This is a genomic window from Rhodococcus sp. P4_E4, from assembly GCF_056401575.1.
On record NZ_JBFUJB010000008.1, the window covers coordinates 150586 to 165136 of the forward strand.

A 14551-nucleotide genomic window follows, 5' to 3' on the forward strand; every position below is an offset into this window, starting at 1 on the left:
GCGTCACCTGACACCAGAGCCGTCCGGCCCAGCGAGCTGAGTTTGCGCGGGTGCCGCGCAGACCTAGGAGCCCAACGTGACTGCATCACGCTCCGTCTCTGCCCACTCGGCCCGGGCTGATCTATCAGCCGGGAATCATTCGGGAGATGCACTTCGCACGTACGTCTTGGATACCTCGGTACTACTGTCCGATCCATGGGCTGTCACTCGATTCGCCGAACACCACGTGGTACTGCCACTGGTCGTGATCAGCGAACTCGAAGGCAAGCGACACCACCACGAACTGGGATGGTTCGCCCGAGAATCGCTCCGCATGCTCGACGATCTCCGGATCGAATACAGCCGCCTCGACCGTCCGGTACCGATCGGCACCGAGAACGGGACACTGCAGGTCGAACTCAATCACACCGACCCTGCGGTCCTACCCGTCGGATTCCGCACGGACAGTAACGATTCGAGGATTCTGGCGTGCGCGCTGAACCTTGCGGCGGAGGGCAAGGACGTAGTCCTCGTCAGTAAGGACATACCGCTTCGTGTGAAGGCAGGCGCGGTGGGACTACCTGCCGACGAGTACCACGCTCACGACGTCGTGCCATCGGGATGGACGGGCATGACCGAGCTGGACGTCGCCTCGACGGACATCGACGAGCTGTTCAACGAGGGTTTCCTGGACCTTGACGAAGCGCGAGATCTGCCGTGTCACACGGGTCTTCGTCTGCTCGGTGGTTCGTCGAGCGCCCTCGGTCGGGTGACTCCCGACAAGCGCATCCAGTTGGTGCGCGGTGAGCGTGAGGCGTTCGGACTGCACGGCCGCTCCGCCGAGCAGCGCATTGCGCTCGATCTCCTCATGGACGAGAGCATCGGCATCATCTCTCTCGGCGGCAAGGCAGGCACCGGTAAGTCGGCCTTGGCTCTGACAGCAGGTTTGGAAGCCGTTCTCGAGCGCCGCACCCAGCGCAAGGTCGTCGTCTTCCGTCCGCTGTATGCCGTTGGCGGACAAGAACTTGGCTACCTTCCCGGTAGTGAGAGCGAGAAGATGGGCCCGTGGGCTCAGGCCGTTTTCGACACTCTCGACGGGTTGGCTTCGCCAGAGGTTCTCGAAGAGGTTCTCGCCCGCGGAATGCTGGAAGTGTTGCCGCTGACGCACATTCGCGGTCGGTCGCTGCACGATTCGTTCGTGATCGTCGACGAGGCGCAGTCGCTCGAACGAAATGTTCTGCTGACAGTGCTTTCTCGTCTGGGAACCGGCTCGCGAGTGGTCCTCACACACGACGTCGCGCAGCGTGACAACCTGCGAGTGGGCAGGCACGACGGAGTTGCGGCCGTCATCGAGAAGCTCAAGGGGCACCCGCTCTTTGCGCACATCACACTCACGCGCAGTGAGCGGTCGCCGATCGCCGAGTTGGTGACCGACATGCTCGAGGAGTTCGGCCCCACTTCCTGAGAAGCGATCTCCCCGTGCGGACTTCGGTCTGCACGGGGAGATTCTTGGGTTTTCAGTAGTTCAGTTTTGCAGCGGTCCGAGTTCGTTGTCGAGAACTTCCTGCACCACACGCATTGCCGCCAGCCCCGCCGGCGCGCCGCAGTACGCGCTCGCGTGGATCACGGTTTCGACGATCTCGGTGCGCGTCAAGCCGTTTCGTAGTGCTCCGCGTACGTGGCCTTTGAGTTCGTTCTCCGCGCGCAGCGCGATCAGCATCCCCAGATTGATCAGACTGCGGCTGCGGCGATCGAGTCCGGGACGCGTCCATACCGAACCCCAGACATTGGCCGTCACGAAGTTCTGCAGTTCTTCGCTGTCGGTGCCGCGGGTGCGCTCGAAGGCGGCGTCGACAAAATCGGCCCCCATGACTTCGGTGCGCACAGCCAAGCCGGCGTCGAAGGAGTCAGGCGTGGTGTTCTCGGGCATGGCAGGTTCGCTCGCTTTCGGCAGGTGATTTCAGGCCGGAGCAAGCCTACTTCGTGTCCCGCTCCCGACGACTGCACGGCCGACCGCGGTCACCACACCCCACGCGACGTCTCGCAGACTGAAGTAGTCACGCCAGACGGAGACCTTGCCGTCGCGCAGTTCGAAAGTTCCGCACACCCAGAATTCGATGCGCAGCGGCCCGACGGTCAGGATGTCGGTGCGTTCGGTGAGCACCGTGGACTCGTCGCCGACGATGTGGTGCATCTCCGCCTCGAATTTCAGTGAAGGCTTGGTGACCAGACGAAGCGCTCGCACGACGGTCTTCTTGCCTCGCAGAGTGGGGAGCGAGACGTTCTGCCAGACGATGTCGTCTGTCATCAATTCGGCTGCTGCGTCCACGTCGAAATCGGTGAGGGCCGCGAACATTGCGTTCACCGTGGCTGTCGAACTACTCATGGGGTGTCCTTGGCTGATTATTCGGCCGGTGTTGCCCGGATGAAGGTACCGAGATGATCGTGATCGAAGTACTCCAAGGTTAGCGAGTTTCCGTCGAAGGTGGCCTTCGAGACCGTCCCGGCCGGTGCGTTCTCGCCGCTGAGCGGGAACGTGAAGGTGTTTCCGTCCCAGTGGGTCAGCGGATACGTCACCGCCGCGGGACCCATCGTCAAGGTCAGCGCACCGTTCTGCTGTGTCACGAGTGCGGGACCCCAGTACGGGTTGCCGTAGTCGCCGGTCAATTGGTTTGTCGGTGGGGCAGGCGCGGGGGAGGTCGGAGGTGTCTTCGCGGCAAGTTCGCCCTCGGGATCGGCTTGTGAGGCAAACGCCGCTTCGTACAGCGGGCGCCACTCGCGGGTGATCTTCCCGAACTGCACCAGATCGGCGAACTCGGCGGTCAAGGTCTCCGCGACGCCGGTGGGCGTGCCGTTGGTCAGAACGACGATGCCGACGTCAGCGGAGGGAATCGTCACGAAATTTGTCCCGGCTCCGACCAGGAAGGCGCCGGAGTGGCTGGCGGTGACACGGCCAGCGGCGCTGTCGGAAACGTTGAACCCGTAGCCGTAGAAGCCGGAGCGTTCCCCGATTTCCTGCGCGTGGCGCGAGACGATCTCCGGGTTCACTGCGGGCACGAGCGCATCCGTCTGAACGACCTGCTGCCCCTGATACTGACCGCCGGACAGCACCATGTCCAACCACTTGGCCATGTCGTTCGCCGAGGAGCTGACTCCACCGGCGGGGGATTGGGCGTCGGCGTCCCGAACCGGCCCTACCTTGTACTTTCCGTCTTCGAGGATGTGGCCCACTGTTCGATTTTCTCGGGCCTGGTAATCGGCGAACCGCGAAGACGTCGACGTCATACCGAGCGGGCCGTAGATCGTGTTCTGCGACAGCGTTTCCCAATCGGTGCCCGCCGCAGCTGCAACGGCCTCAGCGCCGGCTGTGACGCCGAAGTTCGTGTACTCGTATGTGATTCGGAATGGATTGAGCGGTAGTTGGCGAAGCTTCTCGATCACCTGGGCCCGGTTGTAGCCCAGGTCCTCCAGTCCGTCGCCGGCGTGGTCCGGTAATCCCGACCGATGCGTGTAGAGATCGGAGATCGTGAGGTGGTCGGTCACCCACGGATCGCCAAGCGCAAACCCCGGCAGTTTCGAGATCACCGGAGTGTCCCAGTCGACGGTCCCGATTCCGACTTCGTGGGCGACCACCGTGGCTCCTACCGACTTCGACACCGATGCCAGTTGGAACACGGTGTCGGCATCGACGGTGGCGCTCTTACCCAACTCGCGAACCCCGAATCCCTTTGCATACACAGTCTTACCGCCGTGCACCACGGCCACAGCCATGCCGGGAACACCCGAACTTGCCATGAGATCGTTCGCGAGGCCGTCGAGCTTTCCGACCGCGTCGTCGATTTGCCCGTCCGGGATCGGCACCCCGGCGTCGAGACCGGGGCTGGCGTCGCTGACGACCGGCCCGGGCGCTGAGGTGGTGTCTGAATCGGACGAGCATCCGGCGAGCAGGGCGACCGTCAGTACTACCGGAATCGCCGCAGCCGACAGTCGCGAGCTGTTTCTACTGGTGATGGACACGAGATTCTCCCTAGCAGGGCTGTCGTCGGTACCACTCGGTCAATCCAGTATCGGGGAACGGCGGGCTGAGATACGGACAAATCGGGAAACCTTGTAGCTACTTCGGGGTCTTGGTCGCCAGACTGCCGAGAATGGAGCCTTCTGTGACCGGCTTCCAGGGGAGCAACAACGCGACCAGCAGCGCGGTGATCAGTGCTGCGCCGACCGTGAAGTACGACGCGATGGCGAAGCCTTCCAGGCACGCGGTCTTCATCGTGTAGATCAGACTGTCCTTCTGCTGCTCGAAGAGCGGACTGATGTCGCGCGAGCGGATCTCGATGACGCTGAGCACCGACTCACGAGCGAAGCCCTTCTCCTGTGCCGACATCACGGCGTCGGGAATGGCGTCGACGATCGGAGCCACCTTTGACGTGTAATACGAGGCGACGATCGAGCCGATGACGGCGACGCCCAGGGTCCCACCGAGCTCACGCGTCGTGTCGTTGACTGCCGAGCCTGCGCCGGCTTCGTCGAGGGGCACCGAGGACATGATGGAGTCGGTAGCCGGTCCCTGGACAATCGCGAGGCCCAGACCCATGAGAACCATCGAGATCACGACGGGTCCGAGGTAGGGCGTCTCGACGGTCGTCTGGCCGGCCAGGAACATGCCGCCGCTGAGGACGAGGAGGCCGAACACCATCACTGCGGTCGTGCCGAGTTTCTGTGCAGCCAAGGTGGCAACTGGGGCGCCCACCGCAACAGCGGCGGCGAAAGGCAAAGAGTGGATGCCGAATTCGAGTGGCGAGTATTCGCGAACGCCCTGGAAGTACTGCGTGATCAGGAACAAGAACCCGAACATGCTGAAGTAGCTGACCGCAATAGCCAAGGCGGGGAATGAAAACCGCCGGATTCGGAAGAGATTCATGTTCAGGATCGGCGCGTCGGTGCGCAGTTCCCATGCGACGAATGCCGCCAACAACACTGTCGCAGAGAGGTATCCCGTGATGCTGAATGCCGACACCCATCCGCGATGGGGTGCGTCGATGATGGTCCACACCAGAATGACGATGCCGAGGAGCGACAAGATTGTTCCGACGAAATCGAATCGGCCGACGTGAAGCGCCTTCGATTCCGGAACAACCAGCAGCACACCGACGATGACCAGCAACGCAGCCGGAACGTTCATCCAGAACACCGAGTGCCAGGAGAAGTGCTCGAGAAGCCAACCGCCTGCCGTCGGGCCGATGGCAATCGCGAAGCCGGCCATTGCGGTCCAGGCGGCGATGGCGATGGCTCGTTCTCTGGCGTCGGTGAAGATGTTCGTGATCATGGCCAGAGTTGCCGGAAAGACTGCTGCGGCAAAGACACCCATGGCAGCGCGCGCCATGATCACCTGTTCGAGGTTGGAAGCCAAAGCGCCGACGAGCGACATCGCGCCGACGCCGATCAGACCGATGATCATCACTCGGCGGCGTCCGAAGCGGTCACCCAGGTGGCCGAAAGTGAGTAGGAACCCGGCGAAGGTCAACGTGTACGCGTCGACGATCCATTGCAGGTCACTGACGCTGGCGAACAGGTCGACGCTCATCGTCGGCAGTGCGACGTTGACCACTGTGTTGTCCAGCACGACAAGGAGTTCGGCGAGGCAGATGAAGATCAGCGCAGTGAATCGACGGGACTTGGTCATCATGGGCGCCGAGGGCGCCGGTGCAAGTGTGTGAGACATGTTGGTACGCCATCTCTGCTCCTGCGCGGACGGCAGCAGCGGTTGGAAGTAGAGGGGTTGGTCAGCTCGGGGCCGAGACCAGAGCCTTGAGGTGCGCGCCGATCCGATCGAGAGGCGCGGTGGTGTGCTGAGCTTTTGCCATCAGAGTCGCGCCTTCGATCGACGCGATCACGACGGTTGCCCACTGTGCTGCAGTCTCGGACGGCTGTCCCTGCTGCCAGAAGAACGATGTGAGAAGCGATTCCCACGAGGTGAAGGATTCGCCCGCAGCAGTTAATGCCGCCGGCGTCGACGCGCCCTCCACTGCAGCGGCTGCGACCGGACAGGAGGAGGTGAAATCGCTCTCTACCAAGCTGTTTCGAAATATTGTGACAACCGCGTCGATGATCTCCGGTGGGGAAGACTGAGCGATCATCGAACTGATGGCGGCGCTGACGCCTCGGCCGAAGTAGGCAACTGCTTCGCCGGCCAGCTGTCCTTTGCCTTCGGGGAAGTAGTGGTACACCGACCCGCGGGGAGCTCCCGAGCGTTCGACGATCTCGGTGAGCGAGGTCGTCGCGATCCCGTGTTCACGGAAGGCATTGATGGCGCCGACCAGCATCAGAGTGCGGGAATCGGAGTCGGCCATCCCGCCATCGTATGCAATCGCAGAGCTGTTCGATTCATCTGGTGCCGCTGGTTCTCTTGGTACTCCCCACTTGCGACGCGCTGCGGCGATCGGACAACGCGTCTGCAGGCCGGTCATGGCAACGAGGTGTCTCGAGGTGTGTTCATCACTGCCTCCCAGTATGTCGATCGGTATAGGAACGAATCTGAGACTAGATGTAACCGACAGACACAGTCAAGTGTTGTGTGCAGGTAGTGGGTATTGATCGATATTCATGGTGGCAAAACTCCCGGATCAGTGGTTATATCGTGCGGTATAGAGCTGTTGCTTCGAGCGCCAGCTCCGGAGGAGAGGAAACGGCATGCCGGTACCGACGTCAGTTGCACGAAAACGAAGAATCGAAGTCGCAGTCGGGAAGTATTTCGCCAATCCGCTGGTCACCGGATTGAATCGGATCGGTTTGATGCCGTCGTTGATGACCGAGATCGAGACGGTTGGACGCCGAACCGGTCTGACCCGCCGAGTGCCCGTTGCGATCACCTACGACAGCGACGAGGCGTGGGTCATCGCGCAGCACGGCATCGACAGGGGTTGGGGCGCCAATATCTCTGCGACGCCGAAGGTTCGGATCCGTCGCCGCGGCGAGTGGGTGGACGGACAGGCCCAGATCATGCCGGACGACGACGTCCCGGCGCGGGTGAAGACATTCACGTCGGGGAAGTTCAGATCGGCGCTGACGGCCTCTGCCTTTCGCGGATTGCAGACCGATCCGGTCAGTGTTCGAATCAGGCTCGAACTCGATCCGTCAACCGATTGAATCAACGGGAGTTGAAGTAGTCGGTACGGAATGACCCGGTGCGTTCTCGTCGTTGACGAATGCAGCGGTGGCGCGATCGCCACTGCACACGACGAAGGAGCAGGGTCATGCGCATCGGAATCATCGGAGCCGGTCAGATCGGTGGCACGCTCACACGTAGGCTCGCTGCGCTCGGTCACGACGTGCGCGTCTCGAATTCGCGGACACCGGACACCCTTGCAGAACTGGAAGCGGAGACGGGCGCGAAGGCAGTCCGCAGCACCGAGGCCGCCGAGGGCGCCGAGTTGGTCATCGTGAGCATTCCGCAGAAGAACGTGGTCGATCTACCGGCGGGGATCCTCAGCGGTGCGGTCGCCGGTGCCCCGGTCATCGAGACCAACAACTACTACCCGCAACAGCGTGACGGTCTGATCTCGGCCATCGAGGACGGACAGACCGAAAGCGGATGGGTGCAGGAGCGCCTGGGTGTACCGGTATTCAAGGCGTTCAACGGAATCTGGTGGAAGCATCTCCTCGAGAAGGGGCTTCCCGAAGGTGCAGAGGGGCGCATTGCGCTACCCATCGCCGGCGACGACGACGCGAACAAGCAGGTCGTGTTCGATCTGATCAATCAGTTGGGCTTCGATCCTGTCGATGCGGGAACGATCGACGATTCCTGGCGTCAGCAGCCGGGAACTCCGGTGTACGGCAAGGACTTCGATCGTGAAGCGACGTTGAAGGCATTGGCCGAGGCGAGCCCCGATCGCACCGACGAATGGCGCGCAACCACTACGGTGTAGGGAAAAGAGTGGCGGTTTCCGAAGTGGAAACCGCCACTCTGTTGTTTGTTCAGTCCTTGACCTTCGCCATCGCCAGAACGTCGAGACGCTTGTCGAGTTCTTCCTCGCTCAGCTTGTCCGGGACGAGTCCGCGCTCGATGACGACCTGGCGGATCGTCTTCTTCTCTTTGAGCGCCTGCTTCGCGACGGCCGCGGCTTCCTCGTAACCGATCGCCGAGTTGAGGGGCGTCACGATCGACGGTGACGATTCGGCGAGTGTCTTGAGGTGCTCCTCGTGCGCGACCAGTCCGCTGACACACTTGTCGGCGAACAGTCGAGAGACGTTGGCCAGCAAGGTGAACGACTCCAGCAGGTTGCGTGCCATGACCGGGATGTAGACGTTGAGTTCGAACGCTCCGGCAGCGCCGCCCCACGCGATGGCGGCGTCGTTTCCGATCACCTGAGCCGCAACCTGAGTGGTTGCCTCGGGCAGGACCGGGTTCACCTTGCCGGGCATGATCGAGCTACCCGGCTGCAGATCGGGGAGTGCGATCTCGCCGAGTCCGGTCAGCGGACCCGATCCCATCCACCGAATGTCGTTGGCAATCTTCGTCAGTGAGACTGCGATGGTCCGCAGCGCGCCCGATGCCTCGACCAGTCCGTCACGCGCGGCCTGTGCTTCGAAGCTGTTCTTCGCCGGAGTCAGCGCGTCGACGCCTGTCGACTTGACCAGCTCGGCAACAACTTTGGGGCCGAATCCATCCGGAGCATTGAGACCGGTGCCGACTGCTGTTCCGCCGATCGGCAACTCGCCGAGGCGGGGGAGTGTTGCGTTGACGCGCTCGATACCGGCCTCGATCTGACGTGCGTAGCCACCGAACTCCTGACCGAGCGTGACCGGCACAGCGTCCATCAGGTGGGTGCGTCCGGATTTGACGACGGTCTTCCACTCGGACGCCTTCGTGGCAAGCGCAGCATGCAGATGTTCCAGTGCCGGAACAAGATCGGTGACCGCTGCTTCGGTAGCTGCGACGTGCGTGGCGGTGGGGAAGGTGTCGTTGGAGGACTGCGACATGTTGACGTGATCATTGGGGTGTACGTCCACGCCCGCGGCCTTCGCGATGGACGCGATGACCTCGTTGGCGTTCATGTTCGAGCTGGTTCCCGAGCCGGTCTGGAAGACGTCGATGGGGAACTGATCGTCGTGCTTGCCTTCGGCGATCTCGTTCGCGGCGGCGATGATTGCGTCGGCCTTGTCCGCGTCGAGCAGTCCGAGGTCCTTGTTGACCTGCGCACACGCTGCTTTCAGCAAGCCCATTGCGCGGATCTGGGTGCGCTCGAGTGGGCGCCCGCTGATCGGGAAGTTCTCGACTGCACGCTGGGTCTGTGCCCGCCACAGCGCGTCGATGGGCACCCGAACTTCGCCCATGGTGTCGTGTTCGATTCGGAACTGTTGATCGTTGCTCTCCGTCATGGCTCCACATTGCCACTTTTGGAGGGCGGGTAGGGGACTACGTCCCCCGTGAGCGGTTAAGGAGTGCAGGGACTCCCTAACCGCTCACGGGGCGGAGCCGATCAGAACGTCGGGGGAACCGCGCCCTCTTCGCCGTCGAAGTCGACGGAGCTGTACTCGCGCAGCTTCTCGAGACGGTGGTACGCGTCGATCATGCGAACGGTGCCGGACTTGCTACGCATCACGATGGACTGCGTGCTGGCGCCGCCGCCGTAGTAGCGGACACCGCGCAGCAGGTCACCATCGGTGACGCCCGTGGCGCAGAAGAATACGTTCTCGCCGGAGACGAGATCTTCGGTGGTCAGGATCCGATCGAGATCATGACCGGCGTCGATGGCCTTCTGGCGCTCTTCGTCGTCGGTGGGTGCGAGCTTGCCCTGCAGCGATCCACCCATGCAGCGCATGGCTGCTGCGGCGATGATGCCCTCAGGCGTTCCGCCGATGCCGACGAGCATGTCGGTGCCGGACTCGGGACGCGCTGCGGCGATGGCGCCGGCAACGTCACCGTCGGAGATCAGACGGATACGGGCGCCGGTGTCGCGCACGTCCTGGATCAGCTGGTTGTGACGCGGGCGGTCCAGGATGCAGATCGTGATGTCGGAGACCGACGCCTTCTTGACCTTGGCGACGCGCTTGATGTTCTCGGCGATCGGTGCGCTGATGTCGATGACATCTGCAGCATCCGGTCCGACAGCGATCTTCTCCATGTAGAAAACGGCCGACGGATCGAACATCGCGCCGCGCTCGGCAACAGCCAGAACGGAGATCGCGTTGGGCATGCCCTTGGACATCAAGGTGGTGCCGTCGACCGGGTCGACGGCGAAGTCACAGTCGGGGCCGTCGCCGTTTCCGACCTCTTCGCCGTTGAACAGCATCGGCGCTTCGTCCTTCTCGCCCTCACCGATGACGACGATGCCGCGCATCGAGACGGAGGAGACGAGCTGACGCATAGCGTCGACGGCTGCTCCGTCGCCGCCTTCCTTGTCGCCGCGGCCTACCCAGCGGCCGGCAGCCATAGCACCGGCTTCGGTGACTCGGACCAATTCGAGTGCGAGGTTACGGTCCGGGGTCTCACGATGAGTGCTGCTGGCCGTCATGTGCGGTGCCTCCTGGCGCGGTCGCGGTCGACGGGGTGTGTCGACGCAGTGGTTTCTTCAGGCGTCATTGTCCCAGATGGGAGCGGCTACGTGCGCTGTCGGGTCGCCGCTGCGACGTTTTGTCTCGCTCGAAGGGGACCGGGAATCGTATCTACTGCGCAGTACCTGGATACTGGGGGTGTGGCATCGAAGAAACCCCGCATTCTCGAAGACAACAAAGACATGGTCTGGTCTCTCGTACCGTTGGTGCTGTTCTGCATCATCATTGCGGGCATCGCCAGCCAGTGCACGTTCAGTCCTGGCGGCCCGACGCAGGGGCCTATCCCGAGCGTCGACGTGGACGCAGCTCTGAACTACGACGCGAAGGAACTCGGATTTCCCATCCGTAATCCCGGTGTTCCGGACGGGTGGACCCCGAACTCCGGCAGTCGCAAAATCATCTCCGGCGACGGCGGCGGAGATTCGAGCACTGTGGGATTCATCACGACCAGTGGTCGCTACATTCAGCTGACACAGAGCAACGCCGAGGAATTCCCGTTGGTGTCACACGTTGCCGGTGGACAGCGATTCGCGACCGGAGTCGAGACCGTCGGCGCCGACACGTGGAACGTCTTCGGCGGCGAAGGTGTCGAGTCGATCTGGGTCACGGACGTCGGGGATGTTCGCCTGTTGCTCACGGGCGCGGCGACGCCGGACGAGTTCCGGATTCTTGCCGAGAAGGTCGGCGCAGCGCAGCCGATCACGCCATAGGATTTCCGGTCGGAGCGGACGTTACTCGTCCGCTTCGGCCAGAGCCTTTTCGACGCGAGCCCTGGCGCCGGCCAAATGCTCTTCACAGCGCTTGGCCAACGCTTCGCCTCGCTCCCACAGTGAGAGTGACGCGTCGAGGTCCAGGCCGCCCTGTTCGAGAATCTTCACGACGCTCACCAATTCGTCGCGGGCTGCTTCGTAGCCGAGTTCGTTGATGTCGGTGTCGGTGTCGGTGGCGTTGCTCATTTTTCTCTTCCCATCACTGCGGCGCGAACGGCGCCGTCTGCAAGTCGAACTCGAATCTGGGTTCCGGGTGGCGCGTCCTCGACCGAGCGCAGAACCTCCGGATCGCCGTCGGCGACAACACGTTGCACGACTGCGTACCCGCGGGCCAGCGTCGCGGCGGGGCCCAGCGTGGTGAGCCGGGCGCGCAGATGCTCGATCGTTCGGGACTCGGAGTCGATCAACCGAGTCACATCGCGTCGTCCGGCGGCCTGGAGCCTTTCGACCTCTTCGGCGCGACGGTCCACCGCGAGCAGCGGTGATGCCATGACCGGTCGAGTGCGCAACTGTTCGATCAGATGAGACTCACGCTTGACCCAGCTGCGCAGTGCCGCAGCGCTGCGGTCACGAAGATCGGCAACCAGAGCAGCTTCCGCAACCGCGTCGGGTACGACGCGCTTGGCCGCGTCGGTGGGTGTGGCTGCGCGCAGGTCGGCGACGTGGTCACTGAGCGGGCTGTCCGGCTCGTGGCCGATGGCACTGACGATCGGCGTCGTGCAGGCCACGATGGCGCGGCACAGCGCTTCGTCGGAGAACGGCAGGAGATCCTCGACGCTACCGCCGCCGCGAGCGAGGATGATGACGTCGACTACCGGGTTGGCGTCGAGTTCCTTCAGCGCTTCGATGATCTGGGGAACAGCAGTGGGGCCCTGCACGGCGGTGTTACGCACCGCGATAGCCACTGCGGGCCAACGACGGTGGGCGACCGAGACGACATCCTTTTCGGCCGCGCTGGCTCGGCCCGTGATCAGGCCGATCGTGCCGGGCAGAAACGGAAGAGGCCGTTTGAGTCTCGGATCGAACAAGCCCTCCGCGGCGAGCAAGGCGCGCAGTCTCTCGATGCGGGCCAGCAGCTCACCGATACCCACGGCGCGAATCTCGGTGACACGCAACGACACCGTTCCGCGTCCGGTGTAGAACGAGAGCTTGCCGAACATCACGACACGCGAGCCCTCGGTCAACGGCACCGGAGAGTTGTGCAACAACTGTGGTGAGCATGTGATCGACAGCGACATGTCTGCCGACGGATCACGCAGAACGAGAAAGGCCGTTCGGGTACCGGGGCGTGCATTGATCTGGGTGATCTGACCTTCGACCCAGATGCTGCCGAGTCGATCGATCCAGCCGGCGACCTTGGCGGAAACCGTGCGGACCGGCCACGGCTGTTCAGCGCTGCTGGCGCCGGACGATCGCTGCGATGAAGCGGGGGGCGTTGCGGAAGTCACTTTGCCTTGGCTGTGGTGATGCGGTTGGTGAGCATGGTCTGGAACGGTGCGCGGGCGAGCGTCGCATTCTCGTAGTCCAGGACGGCGGTCAGCTCGTCGATGCTGAGCGTCCGGATGCGCGCACGGAGCTGTGCGAGTGTGAGGTTGGGGTAGTCGAGTTCGGTGACGATCTCGGGCTCTTCGGCAGGTCCGTCCGTCGTAGCTGCCGCGGATTCGGACTCGGCGCCGGGTGCGGGCTCCTCGATGGGGGCAGTCGGCTCGAGCGAGTAGAGCGCGAAGCGTCCCGCATTGGTCGGGGTGTCAGCGGTGGTCGCCCCGGTGGAAGACGCCGAGTCTGCGGGAGCGTCGGCGTCCTCGTCGAAGACCGCCCACTCGGGCTGTTCGTCCTCGGAAGACCAGTTGATCAGTGCAAATGCCTGATCGCCCTTGATCGCCAACGAGGTGATCGACTGCTGCACGCGCATGCTTGTCTGCAGCATCTGGCTCACGGCGGTCATCGGCAGGGCGACAGCGGTGGTGGGCAACTTCTTTGCCTCTTCCATCGCGGTGACGGCGAGTCCCGCGGCAACGCGCGCCACGAACGGTGGTCGGATCATTCCCACAGCTTGCCGCAAAGCTCCGACAATCGGTAGCCGACTTGCCTGTGACGGCCGTACTCGTTTACTTCGGAACCTTCGATCGGAGCCCGAAACCGAGGTGTTCACGTTTGCCGGAGTGTTTCACGTTCGAGGTGCCAGTAGGCTGGTCACATGTCTTCGGCTGTTCCTCTCAATCTCGGTATCGCGCACTCGGCTGATTCGCCGTCCACCCGCAAGGGCAGCGCCAAGCGCGTGCTCCTCGCCGAGCCTCGCGGCTACTGCGCCGGCGTCGACCGCGCGGTCGAGACCGTCGAGAAGGCGCTCGAGAAGCACGGCGCACCCATCTACGTGCGTAAGGAGATCGTCCACAATCGCCACGTCGTCGAGACGCTCGAAGATCAAGGCGTGATCTTCGTCGACGAAACCGACGAGGTTCCGGAAGGATCACTCCTCGTGTTCTCGGCGCACGGTGTGTCTCCGGCCGTCCACGACTCGGCCGCCGAGCGGAACCTGCGCACGATCGACGCTACGTGCCCCCTGGTCACGAAGGTGCACCAGGAAGCAAAGCGATTCGCTCGCGACGATTACGACATTCTCCTCATCGGCCACGAAGGCCACGAGGAGGTCGAGGGCACCGCAGGTGAGGCTCCCGATCACGTCACGATCGTGGACGGTCCGGATTCGGTCGACGCAGTCACGGTTCGGGACGAGTCGAAGGTCATCTGGCTTTCCCAGACCACACTGAGCGTCGACGAGACGATGCAGACTGTCGCGCGCCTGCGTGAGCGTTTCCCCAATCTGCAGGACCCGCCGTCCGACGACATCTGCTACGCCACGCAGAACCGTCAGGTCGCGGTCAAGGCGATGGCTCCCGAGTGCGATCTCGTGATCGTGGTGGGTTCGCGGAACTCGTCCAACTCGGTTCGCCTGGTCGAGGTCGCGCTTGGTGCAGGCGCTGCTGCGTCGTACCTGGTCGACTACGCCCGTGAGGTCGATCTCGCGTGGCTCGAGGGTGTCCAGACCGTCGGCATCACGTCGGGCGCATCAGTGCCCGAGGTGCTCGTGCGCGGCGTGATCGAACTTCTTGCCGAGCATGGATACAACGACGTTCAGCCCGTCACCACAGCCAACGAGACCTTGGTGTTCGCTCTTCCCCGTGAATTGCGAGCAGCGCGCACGTCCTAGAACAAGAAAATGCGGGGCACCTTCCATCTGGAAGGTG

At 63.1% G+C, this 14551-nt stretch carries 15 protein-coding genes; 5 read left to right on the forward strand and 10 right to left on the reverse strand.

Annotated features, from left to right (window positions below; genetic code table 11):
• The first annotated feature begins 76 nt into the window (after positions 1–76).
• Complete coding sequence (locus AC1DVN_RS12010; protein ID WP_003945274.1) at positions 77–1444, forward strand: PhoH family protein; 1368 nt, start codon at positions 77–79, stop codon at positions 1442–1444.
• Positions 1445–1504: 60 nt separating this feature from the next.
• On the opposite strand, the gene AC1DVN_RS12015 is transcribed toward AC1DVN_RS12010, so the two are convergent.
• The 5 genes from AC1DVN_RS12015 to AC1DVN_RS12035 all read right to left on the reverse strand — a co-directional run bounded on the left by AC1DVN_RS12015 (position 1505) and on the right by AC1DVN_RS12035 (position 6329).
• A complete protein-coding gene (locus tag AC1DVN_RS12015) occupies positions 1505–1909 on the reverse strand; it encodes a carboxymuconolactone decarboxylase family protein (RefSeq protein ID WP_019744588.1) in 405 nt (134 codons plus the stop codon).
• A gap of 30 nt (positions 1910–1939) precedes the next feature.
• Positions 1940–2365, reverse strand: a complete 426-nt coding sequence (locus AC1DVN_RS12020) for a limonene-1,2-epoxide hydrolase family protein (protein ID WP_019744587.1) — start codon at positions 2363–2365, stop codon at positions 1940–1942.
• Positions 2366–2382: 17 nt separating this feature from the next.
• Positions 2383–3996, reverse strand: coding sequence for a serine hydrolase (locus AC1DVN_RS12025; RefSeq protein ID WP_477993816.1), 1614 nt, complete (start codon positions 3994–3996; stop codon positions 2383–2385).
• Between the two features lie 97 nt (positions 3997–4093).
• Complete coding sequence (locus AC1DVN_RS12030) at positions 4094–5665, reverse strand: MFS transporter (protein WP_019744585.1); 1572 nt, start codon at positions 5663–5665, stop codon at positions 4094–4096.
• Positions 5666–5762: 97 nt separating this feature from the next.
• Complete coding sequence (locus tag AC1DVN_RS12035) at positions 5763–6329, reverse strand: TetR/AcrR family transcriptional regulator (protein ID WP_003945239.1); 567 nt, start codon at positions 6327–6329, stop codon at positions 5763–5765.
• 340 nt (positions 6330–6669) lie between these two features.
• Here AC1DVN_RS12035 and AC1DVN_RS12040 point away from each other — a divergent pair, with 340 nt between their 5' ends.
• Together AC1DVN_RS12040 and AC1DVN_RS12045 are read left to right on the forward strand one after the other, a co-directional pair.
• Positions 6670–7125 carry a nitroreductase family deazaflavin-dependent oxidoreductase gene (locus AC1DVN_RS12040; protein ID WP_317830681.1) on the forward strand — a complete coding sequence of 152 codons (456 nt, stop codon included), beginning with the start codon at positions 6670–6672 and terminating at the stop codon, positions 7123–7125.
• 59 nt (positions 7126–7184) lie between these two features.
• Complete coding sequence (locus AC1DVN_RS12045) at positions 7185–7904, forward strand: NADPH-dependent F420 reductase (protein ID WP_019744583.1); 720 nt, start codon at positions 7185–7187, stop codon at positions 7902–7904.
• Between the two features lie 49 nt (positions 7905–7953).
• Here the strand turns inward: AC1DVN_RS12045 and AC1DVN_RS12050 are convergent, their stop codons facing one another.
• A complete protein-coding gene (locus AC1DVN_RS12050) occupies positions 7954–9357 on the reverse strand; it encodes a class II fumarate hydratase (RefSeq protein ID WP_019744582.1) in 1404 nt (467 codons plus the stop codon).
• 101 nt (positions 9358–9458) lie between these two features.
• Complete coding sequence (gene glpX, locus AC1DVN_RS12055) at positions 9459–10493, reverse strand: class II fructose-bisphosphatase (RefSeq protein ID WP_019744581.1); 1035 nt, start codon at positions 10491–10493, stop codon at positions 9459–9461.
• A gap of 180 nt (positions 10494–10673) precedes the next feature.
• On the opposite strand from glpX, the gene AC1DVN_RS12060 reads away from it, so the two are divergent.
• The gene (locus AC1DVN_RS12060) at positions 10674–11243 is read left to right on the forward strand and encodes a DUF4245 domain-containing protein (protein WP_029255848.1); all 570 of its coding nucleotides are present in this window, start codon (positions 10674–10676) and stop codon (positions 11241–11243) included.
• Positions 11244–11264: 21 nt separating this feature from the next.
• Here AC1DVN_RS12060 and AC1DVN_RS12065 read toward each other — a convergent pair whose 3' ends face one another.
• Genes AC1DVN_RS12065 through AC1DVN_RS12075 form a run of 3 tightly spaced genes read right to left on the reverse strand, consistent with a single transcriptional unit; the run spans position 11265 to position 13347 of the window.
• On the reverse strand, positions 11265–11489 hold the full coding sequence (locus AC1DVN_RS12065) for an exodeoxyribonuclease VII small subunit (protein ID WP_019744579.1): 225 nt from the start codon (positions 11487–11489) through the stop codon (positions 11265–11267).
• On the reverse strand, positions 11486–12751 hold the full coding sequence (xseA, locus tag AC1DVN_RS12070; protein ID WP_003945258.1) for an exodeoxyribonuclease VII large subunit: 1266 nt from the start codon (positions 12749–12751) through the stop codon (positions 11486–11488). Before xseA ends, AC1DVN_RS12065 begins: the two co-directional genes overlap by 4 nt.
• The gene (locus tag AC1DVN_RS12075; RefSeq protein WP_139047388.1) at positions 12748–13347 is read right to left on the reverse strand and encodes a lipid droplet-associated protein; all 600 of its coding nucleotides are present in this window, start codon (positions 13345–13347) and stop codon (positions 12748–12750) included. Before AC1DVN_RS12075 ends, xseA begins: the two co-directional genes overlap by 4 nt.
• Before the next feature lie 153 nt (positions 13348–13500).
• On the opposite strand from AC1DVN_RS12075, the gene AC1DVN_RS12080 reads away from it, so the two are divergent.
• Positions 13501–14514 (forward strand): 4-hydroxy-3-methylbut-2-enyl diphosphate reductase, encoded by a 1014-nt coding sequence (locus AC1DVN_RS12080; protein WP_003945273.1) that lies wholly within the window; start codon positions 13501–13503, stop codon positions 14512–14514.
• Positions 14515–14551 lie beyond the last annotated feature (37 nt).

Coding starts and splice junctions, on each gene's coding strand:
- AC1DVN_RS12065 (WP_019744579.1), bottom strand. CDS start 11,489: ATGAGCAACGCCACCGACACCGACACCGACATCAACGAACTCGGCTAC.
- AC1DVN_RS12035 (WP_003945239.1), bottom strand. CDS start 6,329: ATGGCCGACTCCGATTCCCGCACTCTGATGCTGGTCGGCGCCATCAAT.
- AC1DVN_RS12080 (WP_003945273.1), top strand. CDS start 13,501: ATGTCTTCGGCTGTTCCTCTCAATCTCGGTATCGCGCACTCGGCTGAT.
- AC1DVN_RS12075 (WP_139047388.1), bottom strand. CDS start 13,347: ATGATCCGACCACCGTTCGTGGCGCGCGTTGCCGCGGGACTCGCCGTC.
- AC1DVN_RS12045 (WP_019744583.1), top strand. CDS start 7,185: ATGCAGCGGTGGCGCGATCGCCACTGCACACGACGAAGGAGCAGGGTC.
- AC1DVN_RS12050 (WP_019744582.1), bottom strand. CDS start 9,357: ATGACGGAGAGCAACGATCAACAGTTCCGAATCGAACACGACACCATG.
- AC1DVN_RS12020 (WP_019744587.1), bottom strand. CDS start 2,365: ATGAGTAGTTCGACAGCCACGGTGAACGCAATGTTCGCGGCCCTCACC.
- AC1DVN_RS12015 (WP_019744588.1), bottom strand. CDS start 1,909: ATGCCCGAGAACACCACGCCTGACTCCTTCGACGCCGGCTTGGCTGTG.
- AC1DVN_RS12030 (WP_019744585.1), bottom strand. CDS start 5,665: ATGATGACCAAGTCCCGTCGATTCACTGCGCTGATCTTCATCTGCCTC.
- glpX (WP_019744581.1), bottom strand. CDS start 10,493: ATGACGGCCAGCAGCACTCATCGTGAGACCCCGGACCGTAACCTCGCA.
- AC1DVN_RS12040 (WP_317830681.1), top strand. CDS start 6,670: ATGCCGGTACCGACGTCAGTTGCACGAAAACGAAGAATCGAAGTCGCA.